The sequence below is a fragment of the Desulforegula conservatrix Mb1Pa genome, from assembly GCF_000426225.1.
Lineage (GTDB): Bacteria > Desulfobacterota > Desulfobacteria > Desulfobacterales > Desulforegulaceae > Desulforegula > Desulforegula conservatrix.
Genome location: NZ_AUEY01000079.1, coordinates 1 through 18,978, shown reverse-complemented (window position 1 = coordinate 18,978; position 18,978 = coordinate 1). Strand labels below are relative to the sequence as shown.

6 protein-coding genes are annotated in these 18,978 nt (G+C 42.8%); 5 read left to right on the top strand and 1 reads right to left on the bottom strand.

All coding sequences use genetic code 11. The features are described 5' to 3' along the window. Positions 1-246 precede the first annotated feature (246 nt). Positions 247-1,728 (bottom strand): sigma 54-interacting transcriptional regulator, encoded by a 1,482-nt coding sequence (locus K245_RS0117975; RefSeq protein WP_035277511.1) that lies wholly within the window; start codon positions 1,726-1,728, stop codon positions 247-249. Positions 1,729-2,016: 288 nt separating this feature from the next. On the opposite strand from K245_RS0117975, the gene K245_RS25235 reads away from it, so the two are divergent. From K245_RS25235 to K245_RS0117945, 5 genes are all read left to right on the top strand, one after another. Next, positions 2,017-13,581: a type I polyketide synthase gene (locus tag K245_RS25235; RefSeq protein ID WP_198013926.1), complete on the top strand. Its 11,565-nt coding sequence runs from the start codon at positions 2,017-2,019 to the stop codon at positions 13,579-13,581. 70 nt (positions 13,582-13,651) lie between these two features. Continuing rightward, positions 13,652-14,533 (top strand): 4'-phosphopantetheinyl transferase family protein, encoded by an 882-nt coding sequence (locus tag K245_RS26930; protein WP_027360328.1) that lies wholly within the window; start codon positions 13,652-13,654, stop codon positions 14,531-14,533. Next, positions 14,530-16,080 carry an acyl-CoA carboxylase subunit beta gene (locus K245_RS0117960; RefSeq protein WP_035277510.1) on the top strand — a complete coding sequence of 517 codons (1,551 nt, stop codon included), beginning with the start codon at positions 14,530-14,532 and terminating at the stop codon, positions 16,078-16,080. Before K245_RS26930 ends, K245_RS0117960 begins: the two co-directional genes overlap by 4 nt. Positions 16,081-16,580: 500 nt before the next feature. After that, positions 16,581-18,503 carry a pyruvate carboxylase subunit B gene (locus K245_RS0117950; protein WP_027360325.1) on the top strand — a complete coding sequence of 641 codons (1,923 nt, stop codon included), beginning with the start codon at positions 16,581-16,583 and terminating at the stop codon, positions 18,501-18,503. Between the two features lie 297 nt (positions 18,504-18,800). Then, the coding region (locus K245_RS0117945) for a transposase (RefSeq protein ID WP_027360324.1) at positions 18,801-18,978 on the top strand (178 nt) is incomplete at its 3' end.

The window sequence follows — 18,978 nt, the reverse complement described above, 5'->3', positions numbered from 1 at the left end:
AAGCAAAAGAATCCATAACCGAAAAGTTTTTGCCAAGCTTTTTTCAAAAAGCGGTCTTTGACCTTCCATTTAACAGAAGAGTTCAAATTATGACGATGTGAAGTATAGACAAGATCGCAAAAAGTCCGATTCTTGTCATTCCGGCGCAGACCGTAATCAAGAAGTGGCTGAAATTACTGGATTCTGGATCAAGCCCGGCATGACACCGACGCATTTTTTAGTTTTTGCGTGTCCATCTTCTTTAAATCATCTGTTTTTTGCCGTGTTCCAATCATCAACGTATTTCTTAACGGTTCTCCAGTCCAGGCCGGTTTTTCTCGCCACGTCGCCATAGGTTCTGGAAACTTCATACAAGCCTGCGCAGTAGCCTGAAAGAAGATCTGTTGCAGTCAAGGTGCCTTCCTCAACGCCCCTTTTAAGAATTGAAACTGTGCTTTCTGGTCCGCCGGAAGGTTTATGTCCCTCATATGAACTTGTGAGTATTATTCTTCTCACGCACTGCTCAAGTTCGCGAACATTTCCTGGCCATGAATAATTAGGGCCAAGACGATCCATTATCACGTTTTTCGACATTTCAAAAAGCTCGGGAGAAGGCGATCCCACAAGCCGGTTTATCGTGTGTGAAAGTAGATCATCAAGCTCTGAGGGGTTTTCCCTGATTCTTTCCCTGAGCGCTGGCATTGTTATCTGGTCTGAACAGAGCCTGTAATAAAAATCCTCCCTGAAACCGCTTTCTCTAAGTTTTTCAAGGGATCTGTTTGTGGCTGCTATTACCCTTCCGTGGAATCTTATGCTTTCATGGCTGCCCACAGGGTAGAACTCTCTTTCCTGGAGAACATTCAAAAGCTTAATCTGGACATGGGCTGAAACGTCTCCTATTTCATCCAGAAATATTGCTCCATAAGGTGAACATCTTGCGAGAAATCCTTTGTAATCTTCAACCGCTCCTGTGAACGAACCTTTTTTATGGCCGAACAGCTCTGACTCGATAATTGTTTCAGGAAACTGGGAAAGATTGAGTGAAGTGAAGGTATCAGTAAAGCTGTTAACAAAACGGGCGTTCTCTGCGTCAAAAGGAATAAAGCCGGATCTGCCTATCGCCATTGCCGCGGTTCCCTTGCCTGTTCCTGTCTCGCCAAGTAAAATGGTAGAAAAATCCTCCATCCTGTTCCAAAGATATTTGTCATAAAGATGAAGCTTGTGTGTGAACACATTGTTCCAGAGGCTTTTCCTGAGGAGCTTCATGGAAGGGCTTCTGCCGACCAGCGCCCTGTCTATGAAAAAATACGCCCGCCTTAGCTGAAACGCCATCTCAAAGAGATTCCCCCTCTCGATACCTCGCTTGGCCATAAGCTCCATTGCTTCGGCAGCAAAGCTTACCTTGACAGGCTTGTTTCCAGCTTTGATCTGATCCTGAATCATGCTGTCTATGCGTTTTCTGAACCTGTAGAAAAGCTCGAATAGGAAAGCTGTATGAAGCAGCCGTCTGTCTTCACCTTCATACGACCTGATATGTCCCCTGCCCTCTTTCTCGAGTTTGTCCAGTCTTTCAGCAAGCTCTCCTACCAGCCTCGCGATCATCTCCTGATGAGAAACATCAGGGAATGCACCAGCAATTGCAAAATCTATCTTCTTCCTTTCATCACTGAATGGATTGGTCATGCCTGCTGTCCAGATCATCTCGAAATATTTTCTTTCGCTGTCAGTGAGTCTGTGTTTTTTAGCCATATCTCCTCCAGTGGTTATTCTTTTTTTGTATGTATACTATACCATATTTGAACAAACCAACCTTTGCAAGAGCCAAACTCATTTCTGCTGCATTGCATGAATATTTCATAATTCTGGAAGGTTAACCATGCACAGGCAACGGTGGCACAGATAATGCTATTAAGGCGTCCAGCTGGAACAGGCCGCAAACAAGAAGTAGTTTTTAGAAATCTTGTTACAATTTTTTCCTTCATAAAAGGCCTGATTTTTTCAAAAACATGGGCATCAGCCCGCAACAGGAGAATAGTCGTGATTAGAAGAATACTTGATTCAAGGCTCCCTTTTATGGCCTACCCACCGACCAGAGTGTTTGACCTTAATTTTTTCAAGTCTGTCCATGAGGCAGGAGGTCTGCCAGTCCTTGACACCGAATTCTTTCAGAATGATGAAATACTGCAATATGCTGAAATGCTCGGCAATGCATGCATTCTGTTTGGAGTAAGAATCCCTGCCACAAACTCAGAGCTGATAAAAAGGCTTTACAGCAAAAGACATGATTATCTTGATGCTCTCATTATCTACGGACTTTATAAAGATGAACTTAAAAATTACGAACCTGCATCAAGATCCTTTAAAATCATTCTGGAAGTACGTGACATCAATATCAATGACACTCTGGAAACCATAGCGCCTGATGCGATAATACTTAAAGGAACGGAATCAGGAGGCCTTGTCTCAGGTTATACTGGCTATGTACTGATGCAGTGGTATCTTCAAAACACGAATTACCCTGTTTTCATGCATGGCGGAGTTGGAATGCATAATGCTGCTGGCATGTTCTGCGCAGGTGTTAGCGGAGTGGTTCTGGACAGCCAGCTTTATCTTGCTGCCGAGGCACCGGTTTCTGCCAATTTCAGAAAGCTTTTTGAAACAATGGAAGAACTCGATACTATCCTTGTGGAAGGCCCAAATGGAGTTAAATTCCGTTTTTTTGCAAAACTCGGCACTTCCATCGCACATGATCTGAAAAAAAAGGAAAGCCATTTCGCACTTTCAAACAAAAGAGATGACAACGAAGCAGATGTTTTTTTTGGAACAATCAAAAATAGCTGCTGCGCCCTCGACAACAAAGATGCAAATGCGGTTCAGAGTCTTTTCTATCTTGGCCAGGACGCTTCATTTGCCCGCATATTCGCATCATACGGCAAAACCATAAAAGAAATCATTACAGCTTTTTTCAGGAACATCAGTGATCATATTGCAGACCTTGGCAGCTATGATCCTATTTCTGAGAATTCTGAACTTGCCAGAGAGCACGGTACAAAATATCCGATTATCCAGGGCCCCATGGCAAATATCAGTGAAAGCGCTGATTTTGCGGAAAAGATATTCAAGGCTGGGGGGCTTCCTTTTTTTGCCATGGGAAATCTTCCGACCCATATTGCAGATCCTGTTTTAAAAAATGCTTCTGAAATCAGCATTCCTTACGGAGCAGGATTAATCGGGATAGAGGTTTTTAACAAGTCCCTTGGAAGTCATCTTGATCTTGTAAAAAAATACAAGTCTCCATTTGCTCTTTTTGCGGCAGGCTCACCATTCCAGGCCGCTGATCTTGAAAAAAACGGCACAAAAACCTATCTCCATACGCCTTCCACAATGATACTTGAAAATGCCATTCAGAACGGATGCTCAAGATATATTCTTGAAGGAACCGAAGCTGGCGGCCATGTGGGAAGCCTGGCAAGTCTCGTTCTCTGGGAGCTTTCCGTTGACAGGCTTGCAAGGATGAGTAATGCCGAAGCATCAGGAAAAACCCTTATCTTTGCAGGCGGTATTTCAACTTCATCAGGATCACACTTCATATCAGGAATGACTGCATTCCTTGCCAAAAAGGGTGTTAAAATAGGTATTCAGGTTGGAAGCGCCTATCTTTTCACAAATGAAATAATCGAAACAAAGGGAATGACCCAAAGATATCAGAAAGAAATTCTTGATAAAGAGTCCACCCTTGTTATTGGAAAAACCGTGGGGCTTCCTTCAAGAACAGTGGCCTCACCATTTTCACTAAAGATGCTTGACCGCGAACATGAGAGAATATCAGGCGGCATGCCCCTCAATGACCGTAAAAAAGCATTCGAGCATGACAATATGGGCTCTCTTCTGATCGGAGCAAAGGGATTTGTCCCTGATTTCAAAAATGATCCATCCCAATATGTATGGTTCAATGAAGACGAAATCTATGACAGAGGCAATTTCTGCGTTGGCGACAGTCTTGCATTTTTTAAGGAAGTAACGACAATCCAGGAAATCCATGACCGCTATTTTGCCACAAAGGATATTCTTGCAAAGAATCTGGACAGATTAGAAATTCTCACGAGACCAGACCATGAGATCAATGATGAAATAGCAATAACAGGCATGGGCTGTGTATTTCCTGACGCATTCTCTCCTGAAGAGCTTTGGCAGAACATATTAGAAAAAAAATCCTCAATCAGGCCTGTTCCTGAGAACAGGCTGGACAACAGCCTTTATTATACTGATGACAAATCTGATGAAAACAAAACCTATTCAAACATAGCAGGAACAGTTGAAAAATTCTCGTTCATGCATTCAGATTTTGGTCTTGATGAAGAGCAGAGTTCAAAAATATCAAGAAGCCAGCAGTTCATTCTGACGGCAGCAAAACAGGCCGCTCATTCTGCCGGTTATACACGTGAGCGATCCCTTCCCCTAAATACGGCAGTCATCATCGCGTCATGCCTCGGCAACGAACTTACAAACGATCTTCAGCTAAAATATTATACGCCTGAAATAAGATTTGAAATGGAAAAGATTCCTGAGTTTCAGGCTCTTTCAGATGAACATAAGACGGTTCTCCTCGAAAACCTCAAAAACGGGCTTGCCAAGAATCACAAAAACGAACCGCCGGATACGGCCGTGCTGAATATTGAAGCCTCAAGGATTGCTTCTGCACTTAATGTCGAAGGCCCCAATTATGTGGTTGATGCGGCCTGCGCCACGTCATTCGCGGCAATTGACTGCGGGATAAGAGAGCTTTTGTCAGGATCATGCGATGCTGTTGTCACTGGCGGACTTAACACTAACCTCTCTCCTGAAGCATTTATTGGATTTTCAAGAATGGGCGCTCTTTCAGGACAAGGTTCATGGCCATTTGATGAAAGGGCAAACGGATTTGTTCTTGGAGAAGGCGCCGGAGCTTTTGTTCTTAAGCGCATGAGGGACGCACTCAGGGACGGAGACAATATTCTCGCGATAATCAAAGGCATGGGAGCCAGCTCCGACGGCAAAGGAAAAGCCATAGCAGCTCCAAATCCCAAAGGTCAGGAGCTTGCTTTAAAAAGGTGCTTTGAAAACGCAAAAACACCAATCACTCCTGAAGAAATTGGATACATCGAGGCTCACGGGACTTCGACAGTGATGGGCGACGCAGCTGAAATTGAAACCCTGAAAGCATTTTACGGATCAGGAAAATCCATAGGAATAAGCTCGATAAAATCCCAGATAGGCCATCTTCTTGGAGGAGCAGGAGCAGCAGGACTCGCCAAGGCAATTCTTTCAATAAATAACAAAACCCTGCCACCGAATGCTGATTTCCGCAAGGCATCAGGCACTGAAATAAATGATAAATCAGGACTGTTCATCATTAAAGACGCCCAGCCATGGGACATTTCTGAAGGAAAAACAAGAAAAGCCGCAGTAAGTTCGTATGGTTTCGGAGGAATAAATTATCACTGCGTAATTGAGGAATATACAAAAACCTATAAGCAAGTCGAAAGAAGAATTTTCCCTGATCCATCATGGGACCCGAATGAAGACAGAATAATAGTGACAGGACTCGGAGCGGTTCTTCCAGGTGCAGCGTCCATAGAAGCTTTCTGGAAAAAACTCCTTGAAGGAGATTCCGCAATAACCGAAACTCCTGAACTCAGATTCAGCGCAGATGCCTACGCTTCGGACAAAGACAAGGAATATGGAATTCCAAAGGTCAAGGCAGGAGTTGTGCCTGATTTTAAATTCAACAACGTAAAATATAAAATTCCGCCAATGTCCGCAGCTTCGGTTGACAGGGCCCAGCTTTTCGGGCTGACCGCAGCAGATCAGGCAATCAGCTCATCAGGTCTTTCAAAGGTTCTTGATTTCGGCAACAAAGTCAATGTCATACTTGGAACAATAAGCGGCAACCATTATGTTGAAAACGTCCTTAGGGTAAGACTGCCGTTTATCCGTCGCATCATTGCCGAAACCGAAGAAATCAACCCTGAAACAGCCGGAATAATCGCTGACAAGATAGTAGAAGTATTCAAAAAAAGACTTCCAAGGCTGTCTGAAGATACAACCCCAGGCCTTCTTTCAAACATAGTATCAGGAAGAATAGCCAATTTTTTCGGCTGTAACGGAGCGAACTTCATTATTGATGCAGCTTGCGCTTCGTCAGCCCTTGCCATCAGAGCCTCTGTCATGGGACTTCTTGCAAAAACATCTGATTTTGTCATTACAGGCGGTGTTGATACCAACCTCTATCCGACAATGATGATGGTTTTCAAACGTCTTGGACTTTTAAGCGAAAAAGACACCCACGTTTTTGACGAGAAAGGCTCGGGCGTTGTTCTTTCTGAAGGCGCGGCAATACAGATTCTTACGACTTACAAAAAGGCGAAAGAGCTTGGAATGCCTGTTCTTGGGGAATTAAGAAGCATTGAAATGAAATCCAAGGCTGGAGACAATATGTTCTCCCCTTCTGCTTCCCTTTTTAATCAGGTTATAGAAACAGCCCATGAAAAAGCCGGATCAAGCAGGGATGAAATAGATCATCTCGACGTTTTCGGATTTGGTCATTATCTGCTTGACCAGATCGAACACCGATCAGTCAAAGCAATGTTCAGAAAAACAACATCATACGGAAATATCAAACCGGAATTCGGATATTACAAGGCCGCAAACCCTGCTGTAGCCCTGACAAGAATGATCCTAATGAACAGCAACAGGACTGTTCTTCCGTTCAACAGCTTTGATCCTGAGTCTTCAATGACTAAAAAAACCTCACATATCCAGGCAAGCCCTGAGCAAAGAGATCTCAAAGACAGTAAGCGGCCTGTATTTGCGGCCAATATCTTCGGATTCGGAGGCAATCATGGCCATATGGTGGCTGGCTCTATCCCTGCATGGATGGCAAATGAAAAAGCTGTTAGCCTTCCGGCAGCGAAAGAAACTTCGGCACCTTCATTCACACTCATGAGAAAAAACGGCGTCGCTGTCCTTCTTTCAGGCCAGGGAGCGCAGTACAAGGGAATGCTCAAGGAACTTTACGCAACTGAATCCGGAATCAGAACCATGCTTGACAAGGCTGAATCCATTTTCAGGAATGAAAGAGGCTATTCCCTTTTGTCCATGATGTTTGAAGGATCTTCCGGAGCAATTGATTCAAAGGATCTGAATTCCACGGAAAATACCCAGCCAGCCGTATTTCTTGCTTCTGCCGCCATATTCACCGAGCTTGAAAAAAAGGGCCTGATAGCGGACGCGTTCATAGGCCACAGCATCGGAGAATACACGGCTCTCTTCACATCTGGCATGCTTGATTTTGAAACTGCTTTCAAGTTGGTTCTGAAAAGATCCTCTCTTATGAAAAAAGCGTCCGAGGAAGTTCCCGGAGAAATAATGGCAGTATTCAAAGGAAGCGAAGAAGTCGGGGCCATCATAAATGAATCGGGCATAAGAGATATTTATATCGCCAACAAAAACAGCAGAAAACAGACTGTTGTTTCAGGCAGCAAGGCAGGAATGGCTGATTTTTCGATTCTGCTCAGTTCAAAAGGAATTCTTTACAGAAAGCTGAATCTTTCAGGAGCGTTTCATACTCCTCTGTTTGCATCAGCTGCTTCAGGAATGACAGAAGCCTTTAGGGAAATATCATTTAAAAAGGCCTATTGTGGCAGAATTATTTCAAATGTAACTGCAAGGCCTTATCCTGAAGACCATGAGGAAATCAAGAATCTTCTTGTCAGCCAGATTATTTCACCTGTCGAGTTCATCAAGTCAGTTGAACATCTTTATGAAGCAGGAATCAGGAACTTTGTGGAGGCCGGTTCAGGCAAAATCCTTACAAATCTTGTAAATGATATGGATCTTGAAGGAATAACATGTATCAACACCATTGACTCCAAATCGGGGGATAGCAGATCTTTTGAAAACGCAATGGCCCTGCTTTCAGAAAAAGGTTTTATTTCAACAACAGCTTTAAAAACTGTCGACTCCAATAATCACGCACAAAAAATTAATATAAAACCCGATGACGACACGGAATTCGACGACTTTTTAAAAGAAAATCATGATCTCATCAGGGAAAAGCTCTTCAACGAATACAAAAACAAAAAGAGAGACGCCAGACTCGAAGCTTACGACCAGTTCGGATTCTACACAGGAAGCATATCCATTGCAGGAGTGTCCATAGGTCTGCCAGGAACTGCAAAACATGTTTTTGAATCAGACAATTTTGACAGACTTCTGTCAGGCCAGAATTTCATAGAAGCTCTGACAGACACAGAAAAAGATAAAATGCTGGACAAGAACATTACAAAGCTTGTGAAGCAGTCCGACGGAAACGCAAAATTCCAGGAAATAACAAGTCCTGAAGAAGTAATCCAGCTTGCTGGCAAATTAGGGTTCTTTGATCTTAAAGATGAATACGGAATAGAGGCTGAATATGACATCACCATAGCTCTTTCCATAGCAGCCGGAATAGAGGCACTAAAAGATGCCGGAATACCTCTTGTTATGAATTACAGGGAAACAGCCGCAGGCGCTATGATTCCCGAAGGATTGGCGCTTCCTTCTGAAATGCAGAATACCACAGGTGTAATCCTCACGTCCCTCTTTCCAGGCTGGGATACGCTGATCACTGAGGTCAGGGAATATTACCGCCAGAAATTCTTTGTGAAACCATATCAGGAAATGGAAAAAGTTTATTATTTCCTGATGGAGAATCTTTCTGATCCGGACATAAAATCAAAAATCACCGAATGGTTTTTCGGAGTCTGGGACAAACAGATCAAAGGTAAAGATAAATATGTTTTTAAGCGTGACTTCCCTGCCAACATCACGCCGCTTGGTTCTGCCCATTTTGCCAGAATTATAAAGGCAAAAGGCCCGAATATACAGATGAGCGGAGCCTGCGCGTCCACAACCCAGGCAGTATGCGTTGCAGAAGACTGGATAAGGGCCGGAAGATGCGAGAGGGTAGTCATAATCGGAGGCGAAGCTGCAACAAGCAAAAACCAGGGACCATGGATTGGTTCCGGCTTTTTATCACTTGGAGCGGCCTCAATTAAAAAAAGCGTCCAGGAAGCGGCAAAACCATTTGATGAGGACAGAAACGGAACTATTTTGGGCGCTGGAGCAACGTCTCTCATTGTCGAAAGAACCGACAGAATAAAACACCGAGGCATGAACGGACAGGCTGAAATACTCGGAACACGCATCGGAAACTCCGCTTTCCACACCACAGGCATTGACGTCAAGCACCTTGCAGGCGAAATGGTTGCATTCGTAAATCAGTTTGAAAAACGCCATAATCTTGAGAAATCTAAATATGTAGAAAAAACCGTTTTCATGTCCCACGAGACTTTCACACCTGCGCGCGGTGGAAGCGCGGACGCTGAAATCGAAGCTTTGCGGGCATCGTACGGAAATCTTGCTGAAAAAATAACGATAACAAACACCAAAGGCTACACAGGACACACACTGGGAGCTGCCATTGAAGACGCTGTAATGGTCAAGGCTTTGCAGACAGGCAAGGTTCCACCTGTGGCCAATCTAAAGAAAATACCCGCAAATTTTGCAGACCTTAAATTCAGCAAGGGCGAGAAGAGCGATTTTGAATACGGCATACATCTTTCGGCAGGATTCGGATCACACTTCGCTTTTCTTTTTATCAAAAAAACAAAGGAAAACAGTGCAATCGGTAATCCTGTATACAGTGAATGGCTCAAAAAGATTTCAGGTGCAGACAATCCTGTAATCAGGGAAATAAACAAAACCCTTTGCCTGGAAGCTCCGGCCCCGGTTTCAGCAAATAAGAAAGCTGGTACGATTCAGGAAAGCCCGAAAAAAGATCCGGAAAAAGCTCTGCCTTTACAGAAAGTGCCAGCTGCGGCAACTGCATCATTCAATACAAATAAAATAATCAAATCCATAATAGCTGAGCAGACCGGATATTCCGATGACATGCTCGGAGATGATCTTGATCTTGAGGCTGATCTTGGAATCGATACCGTAAAGCAGGTGGAAATTTTCGGTAAAATTACCGCCAGCTTTGACGTTGAAATGCCGGAAGGAGCAAATTTAAGGGAATTAAACACAATTTCAGGCATAGCAGCTTTCATCAGCAAACTTTTGCCAGAACCCGCTAAAACGACTCCAGCCGAACCTGAAAAAAAGAACATTTCTCTTAATGTTAAAGAAGAAATTAGAAAAATCATAGCCGAGCAAACAGGTTATTCCGAAGACATGCTTGGCGATGATCTCGATCTTGAGGCTGATCTTGGAATAGACACCGTGAAGCAGGTGGAGATCTTCGGCAGAATAACAGCAGCTTTTGATGTTGAAATGCCTGAAGGAGCAAACTTAAGGGAACTAAACACAATTTCAGGCATAGCAGCTTTCATTGGTAAGCTTCTTCCAGAACCTGTAAAAAAGACTTCAAGCGAACCTGAAAAAAAGAACATCTCTATTAATGCCAAAGAAAAAGTAAGAAAAATCATAAGCGATCAGACAGGCTATTCTGAAGATATGCTTGAATATGGCCTGGACCTTGAGGCTGATCTTGGAATCGACACAGTAAAACAGGTGGAGATTTTCGGAAAAATAACAGCGGCATTCGGAGTCGAGATTCCTGAAGGAGCAAACCTAAGGGAGCTTAATACAATTTCTTCAATAGCTGATTTCATTGAAGGCCTTATTCCTTATTCATCAATTACAGAAACTTTATCAGTTCCTGAACCTTCACCTTCCATAAAAACAGACAAAGTAAAATACAAACCTGAAACAGCGGAAACCATAAAGAAAATAATATCCGAACATACCGGCTATTCAATGATCATGCTTAATGATGAATATGATCTTGAGGCAGATCTTGGAATCGACACCCTGAAGCTGGTTGATGTTTTCAGCCTTGTAACAAATCATTTCGGAATAGATATATCCGAAGAAGTTGACATCAGGGAGATGAAAAGCATCGCAAATATTGCCGCATTCATTGACAGCGGCAAAACAGGTTCGGCATCCATAAAAAAAAGCATTTCAGATATTTCAAATGGCGCATTCATGCGCTCCATAGAATCAGATTCAAAAATATACAGATTCACTGTGGGGACAGCAAAAGCTCAAAGCCCTGAAAAAGAAGCCTTTTCAATAAAGGGGCAAACCCTGCTTGTTTCACTTGATAATATAGGCCTATCTTCCCAAATAATTCCTGTTCTGAAATCAAAAGGGGCAAACATCATCACGATAGGGCCTGATTCTTCCGCTGAAATTGGGGCTGATTTTGAAAACCCTGAAAAAACAGCAGAAATTTTCTCAAAACTTGCCAAAGAAAGACCAGAAATATCTGGCCTTATTCATCTTTATGCTGTGAGCAGGCATGATGGAGGCAATATTGGCGAAGGGAACAATGACGGACAAATTCTGTCTATTTTTAATGCGGTCAAGGCGTTTGCCCAGAATCAGGAAAAACAGCTCAAACTGATAGCAATGCCTGCGTTTAATTCGGTCATATTCCATGAAAACAAGTCTGATGCAGTTATTAACCCTGTAAGCGCAGGCCTTTCCGGCTTTCTGAAAACAGTTGCCAGGGAAATGCCTGAAACAAGGGTCAAGGTGGTGGATTTCGCTGAGGCAACATCTGGTTCAGACTCTGCAATGGATTACGTGGCAGAACGTTTTGTCAGCGAAATCCTTTCCGAAGATTCAAGGGTTGAGACAGGATATATAAAAGACCAGAAATTCATACCTGTACTCAAAAACGAAAAAGCGCCCCAGGGCAATCATCTGCTTGGAAAAGGATCTGCCGTACTTGTCACAGGCGGAGCAGGTGGAATCACTTTTGAAATACTAAAATCCGTAGTTTCTGAAAATAAGCCTTCCGAAAGCAATCTGAAGCTCATCATTACTGGCAGAAGCGATCTGAAAAAGATTGACAAAGAAATTGATTCCGCAAAGCCATCGGAACTGCTTTCGATCATGAAAAAGAGAATGCCAGGAGAAAAACCTGTTGCAGTAAAAAAGGCAGTGGAAAGGATCAGCCGCATCATCAAAACAAGGGATAATATCGAAGAGCTTAAAAAGCTTGGCGCAGATGTTGTTTACTATTCGGCAGACGCGACTGATTTTGAGGCGGTTCAAAAAGTTGCGGAATCCCATCCTGAAATAAACGGGATTATCCACGCGGCAGGTGTTGAGGAAAGCCAGCCAATTCTCAAAAAGACTGAGGAATCATTTTCAAGGGTATTTGATACAAAGATAAAAGGATTCAAAAACATATCAAAATCCTTTGAGAAACATGATCTTAAATTCATCATCGGTTTTTCATCTGTAACAGCCAGATTCGGAAACGCAGGCCAGTGCGATTATACGGCAGCCAACGACATGCTGGGCAAACTAATTATTCAGGAAAAAATAAAAAGACCGGAACTCATCGTAAAAATCATGGACTGGACAGCATGGGAAGGCGCTGGAATGGCGACCGATGAAACTGTCAGAAAGGTTCTGACCAGTCGAGGTCTCACCTTTTTGCCCCTTAAAGAAGGAATAAGGCATTTCAAGGCTGAAATTGCCCATGAAAACAGCGGAGAAGTAGTTTTCACAGGAATGGACAGAGCCTTTGATCCTGACGGACTTATTTCTGATACTGAAAATGAAAGTGAACCAGGATCCGAAGAGACATATTTTCTTGATTCCATAATCTCTGAAAACGAAAATGAAACCGTTTTCGGGAGATGTCTTGATCTAAATAAAGATCTCTTTCTTCTGGATCACAGCATGGCTGACACCCCTGTTTTCCTGGGAGCCACGGGTATAGAAACAATGGCCGAAGCAGCCTGTCTTGTTTCAGGAAACGGCATGATCCTGAGGGAGATGTCTGATTTTGCTATTCCATATGGCATCAAAATCCTGAAAAAAAGACCCGTTGACCTTGAAATCACGTCAATAAAAAAAGCGGATGATCAGGTGCTTTGCAGAATAGCGTCAAAGGTCATCAGCCCAAGTGGTCATGTAACCAAGGAACATTATAAAGGAACCTTTATCTTCAGTGATTCCTCTCCAGAAGATGAGTACATTGAATTTCCGAATCTGCCTTCAATCGCCCACGAAGGTGAGCTTGGTCAGATTATCTACCAGCCTTCAAGGCTGTTCATGGATGGCCTGTTCAGAACCATAAATTCAATCCGGGGCTTTGACGGAGAAACCCTTGTAACCTCCATCTCTGATACGAGTGAAAAACCATTTTTCAAGGGAATTACAGACCTGGATTTTATGACTCCTGTTGTTCTTGTTGATGCGATGTTCCAGACAGGAGGCCTCTTCAATATGATGAGCACTGACGAGCTTGTCCTGCCGTTCGGAATCAAAAAAATGACCTTTTTTGATATGCCGGGCAGATATGAGGAGTGTGTCTGCATAACCAGAAAAATAGAATCAAACAAAAAAACCGACACGTTCGAGCTTACGCTCACAGATTCCGATGGCCGTGTTTTCATAAAGATACAAGGCTTTGAGATGGTTAAAATAGGAAAGATAGACGCGAGGCAGAGCATAAGAGGGCTTTTCAACTCTTCATCTGAAAAAAAAGCATCGTGATAAAATAACGTGGGGGCTTTTTGAAAAAAGCCCCCACACCCCCAAAAACTTCATGATTTATTATGGTTTTATGAAACTGCATTTAACAAGCCCAAATACAGAACCAACTACCCCAGGCGTAACTATCAGTCTTTTCGATGATCTGATAAGCCTATGTCAGATCAGAATATCTGAATTCATGGAATGGCTTCTTAATGACCGGGATATTAAGCACCAGGACATCAAGGACTACGGCCTCTCCTGTTCAAGACGATTCGTGAATGAAGATTTCAGAATACTGTTCCTTTCCGAATCTGAGATCATGCGTCTTAACAGCTTCAGAACATTAAAAAAACAGATTGAATGGATGTGCGGACGCTTTGCTGCAAAAATCCTCGCAATAGAGAGCATCCGAAAGAATCATTTTGATCTGAGTTTCATATTTCTGCCTGAGATCAGGGTTATGACCACAGATAAAGGCGCTCCGTATTTGCCTGATCTTTACCGCAGTTCTGTTTCAATATCCCACTCCCATGATTACGCAATTGCCGCACTTATTTCTCAGCCTGGCTTCAAGATAGGCGTGGATATTGAAAAAATTGCTCCCATGAATACAGATCATTTTTTAAAGCTGGCATTCTCGGAAAGGGAAAGAAAACTTCTCGAAAACTCCGACGACAGAACACTCACAACAAACTGGAGCATGAAAGAAGCTATTTTAAAGCTGATGGGACAAGGTTTTCACCAGCCTCTGACGCATACGGAAATCATCGGCGAATCAGTTTATATTGATGGTCTGAGGCAAGAAAAAATCATTCAAAAAAGAATGATCGTGGATGACGAATTTGTTCTGTCTATAGCCTATGAGCAAATCAAAAATCATAGGGCTGTATGTAAATTTTGCAAAGCTCCAGGTAAACCAGACATGAATTACTGTTCCAACAAAGAAAAAATTCAGGAAAAAAACATATGAGCATCAAAGAAAAAATAAATATTCTTAAAGAAAAAGAAAAAAAGATTCATGAAATGGGAGGAGAACAGGCGGTCTCAAAACTGACAAGCAAAGGCAGAATGACAGCCCGTGAACGTCTGGAATATTTTTTTGATCAAGGAACATTTCAGGAAATCGACAAGTTCGTCACTCATAGATGCACAAATTTCGACATGAAAAACACCGAAATAATGGCGGACGGAGTCATAACAGGATTCGGCCTTGTATCAGGCAGGACTGTTTTTGCCTATGCCCAGGATTTCACAAGCCACGCTGGCACACTCGGCGAGATGCACGCAAAAAAAATATGCAAGATCATGGATCTTGCCATGAAAACCGGCGCTCCTTTTATTGCCATGAATGACTCTGGAGGAGCAAGAATCCAGGAAGGAGTCGTAGCGCTCGGAGGCTTTGGTGACATGTTTTTCAGAAATACGGCAGCCTCCGGCGTAATTCCTCAGATTGCTGCGATCATGGGGCCTACCGCAGGCGGGGCTGTATATTCACCCGCCATAATGGACTTTGTCTTCATGGTCAAAAAGAGCGGCCAGATGTTCATAACAGGCCCTGATGTAATCAAGGCTGTAACAGGTGAGGAAATATCATTTGAGGATCTTGGCGGAGCCGTTACGCACAGTGAAAAAAGCGGGGTCTGCCATTTTGCCTGTGAAAACGACCATGAAACCATAGATTCAATCAAAACACTGCTTTCTTATCTGCCATCCAACAATATGGAGGACGCACCATTTGAAGCAACAGACGACAGCGTTTTCAGGGAATGCCCTGATCTTGACACAGTAATACCTGACAGCCCCAGCACACCTTATGACATGAGGGACGTAATAACATCCATAGTCGATGACGCGCGCATATTTGAACCACTCAGAAATTTTGCGATGAACATGATCATATGCTTTGCAAGAATCGGCGGCAGGGTTGTGGGAATTGTGGCAAACCAGCCATCATTTCTTTCAGGATGCCTCGATATAGACGCATCCGATAAAGCTGCGAGGTTCATAAGATTCTGCGATGCATTCAATATTCCTATTCTGACCATAACAGACGTGCCAGGATTTCTTCCTGGATCGAATCAGGAATGGAATGGAATCATAAGGCACGGAGCCAAGATTCTCTGGAGCTATTCCGAGGCAACTGTTCCCAAAATTCTTCTCATAACAAGAAAAGCATACGGCGGAGCCTATATTGCCATGTCATCTAAACACCTTGGAGCAGACATGGTTTTTGCCTGGCCCAGCGCTGAAATAGCAGTAATGGGAGCAGAAGGCGCAGCAAACATTATTCACAGAAGGGAAATAAACGGATCGTCAAACCCTTCGGAAAAAAGAAAAGAAAAAATAGAGGAATACGAAAACCTTTTTTCAAATCCCTATGAAGCGGCATCCATAGGATTCGTTGATGCAGTGATAAGACCATCTGAATCAAGAATAAAAATTGCCTCGGCATTAGCTGCCCTGATCACCAAAACAGAAACAAGACCTGCAAAAAAACATGGGAACATACCTTTATAATTATGGAAACAAATATATCAAAAAAACAGATAGCACTAATAATGGCGGCGATCACCTCATATATTAAAGAGCAAAGCGCCCAGATCATATCTTTAAACGAACAGAAAAAAAGCGGGCGATGGGTGTCAGCGTCAAGGGAATCGTTTATGCTAAAGAGGGTTATGATGCAGATGAGGGCGTCTGGACGGGCGTAGTGTACTCAAAATATCAGATTCGAAAATAATTGCTGAATTAAGGGATAAGGAGGGGAACTTTTTGTAAAAAGTTTCCCTAACCCCTCAAAAACTTTATGATTTTGCTTGAAACAAAGTATTATGCATAAGCAGATTTCAAATCAAACCATAAGTTTTTGCGGAGCTTTTTTTCAAAAAGCGACCCATCGGCAACTTGGTCTATGTCGGATTACTGGCAAAGGACGCTCTAATCCGACCTACGAATCGTCCTTCTTAGACTCTAAATTGGCCATAAAAGTCACATTCATACAAAAAAACAGGTGAAAAATGACCAGACATTCATCTTTAAATACTGTCTCAATCAACTATGACAAGAACAGACCTGCATCCTCAAATCCTGTAAAGATTATGGATCTAAGTTTAAGGGACGGCCACCAGTCGCTTTTTTCCACAAGGGGAAAAACAGAAGACATGATTCCTGTGGCGGAACTCATGGATGAAATTGGGTTCTGGGCTGTCGAAACCTGGGGCGGAGCCACTTTCGACACAATGCACAGATTCTTGAATGAAGATCCCTGGGAAAGGCTCAGAATTCTTAAAAAATATTTCAAAAAAACCCCGATGTCCATGCTTTTAAGAGGCCAGAATATAGTCGGATACAGAAATTATTCGGATGATCTGGTAACCGCTTTTATTGAAAAAGCTGCTGAGAACGGTATGGATATTTTCCGTACCTTTGACGCACTCAATGACTACAGAAATTTCGAATCAGCGGTTCCTGCCATAAAAAAGGCAGGAAAGCATTTTCAGGGCTGCATCTGCTATACGCTCACAGAACCAAGAATGGGCGGGGATGTATATAATATCAACTATTATGTTGATAAAGCCGGAGAGCTTGAATCCATGGGCGCGGACAGCCTTTGCATAAAAGACATGGCTGGTCTGCTTGCACCTTATGACGCTTTTGATCTGATAAAAGCATTGAAAGAAAATACAAGTATCCCGATTCATCTGCATACCCACTTCACGTCAGGCCTTGCTCCCATGACCCACCTAAAGGCCATAGAGGCAGGAGTTGATATATTAGACACATGCATGTCTCCTTATGCTTACAGAACTTCACATCCTGCCGTGGAACCTCTTGTAATGGCTCTTCTTGGCACTGACAGGGACACAGGCTTTGATATAGCAAAACTTGGAGAGATAAACGAAATCCTCGAAAAAGACGTGATGCCGAAATACAAGCATCTGCTTGATGATACCAAAGCATCGCTCATAGATATAAATGTACTTCTTCACCAGACTCCTGGAGGCATGCTCTCAAACTTCATAAATCAGCTCAAGGAAATGGGCAACATAGACAGACTCGATGATTTTTACCGGGAGCTTCCAAGGGTCAGAAAAGAACTTGGGCAACCTCCCCTTGTAACACCGTCAAGTCAGATCATCGGAACCCAGACCATGAATAATGTTCTTTTTGACACCCCTGACGAGAGATACAAAATGGTGACTGACCAGGTGAAAGATCTGTGCTTCGGCCTTTACGGAAGAACTCCGGTTCAGATTGATCCTGAAATCCAGAAAAAAGCTCTCATTGGATACCAGCGCGGAAGTCAGCCGATCACATGTAAACCTGCCGATATCCTTGAACCTGAGCTTGAAAGAGCAAAGCAAGAGATTAAGGAAATATCTGAAAACACTGAAGATGTGATTCTTTATGCAATGTTTCCTGTCACTGGAAAAAAATTTCTAAAAACAAAATATGGGCTCGAAAAAGCTGCCAAAACCGAAAAAAGCCAAGCAGACAAATCAACGCAGCTCAAGGAAAATGAAAAAGCATTACCAGAAGGAATCGGAACAAAAGCAAGAAGCTATAAAGTAGCTGTTGGCGGAGATGTTTTCGAAGTATGGGTGGACGAATCAGAAAAAACGCCAGTTCTAAAAAACATCAAAAAGACTGGCAATCTGAATTCTTTTGAAAACAAATCAAAGCAGACTTCTGGCGAAAAGACAGAAGAAACCGTGGTAAAAAATGGAGAAGCAGTCATAACAGCCCCAATGCCAGGAATGGTGGCACGTTATGAAAAAAAAGAAGGCGAAAGCGTAAATAAAGGCGAAACAGTAGTTGTGCTTGAAGCAATGAAAATGGAAAACGCCATAGCCTCACCCATAAGCGGAACAATCAAAAAAATAGCCTTTTCGTCTGGCGATTCTGTTCCTAAAAACTCAGTACTGGCCGTAATCGCTTAAATTCATATCAAAAACAATCAGGCCCGTCTGCATTAGCAAACGGGCCTGAAGTTCTGGAGTTACACTTATTAAGTTTCTGCTTTTGGAGTCTTTGTTTTTAAGTTAAATTTCCGGTATTGTAATTTCCCTGTGTTTTATACTTATTATTAAAACCTCCTTTTCAGTTATGTTTTTGCCGTTTTTTTACTAAAATTACTCATTCTAAAATTTATATATTTAGAGCTGGTCTGGAAAAATTGGACAGCCATTTAAGTGAAAATCTGCTTTATTAGAACATCAAAAAAAAGGAGCAGAAGAATGGCAAAAGGAATCAGAAGAAATCACGGACCAGCATTCAAGGCTAAAGTGGCGTTAGCGGCTTTGAAGGGAGACAAAACCCTCTCGGAATTATCCGATCAGTTTGGTGTGCATTCCAATCAGATATCAGCCTGGAAGAAAGAGCTTGAACAGAATGCCTCAGAACTGTTTGATCGTG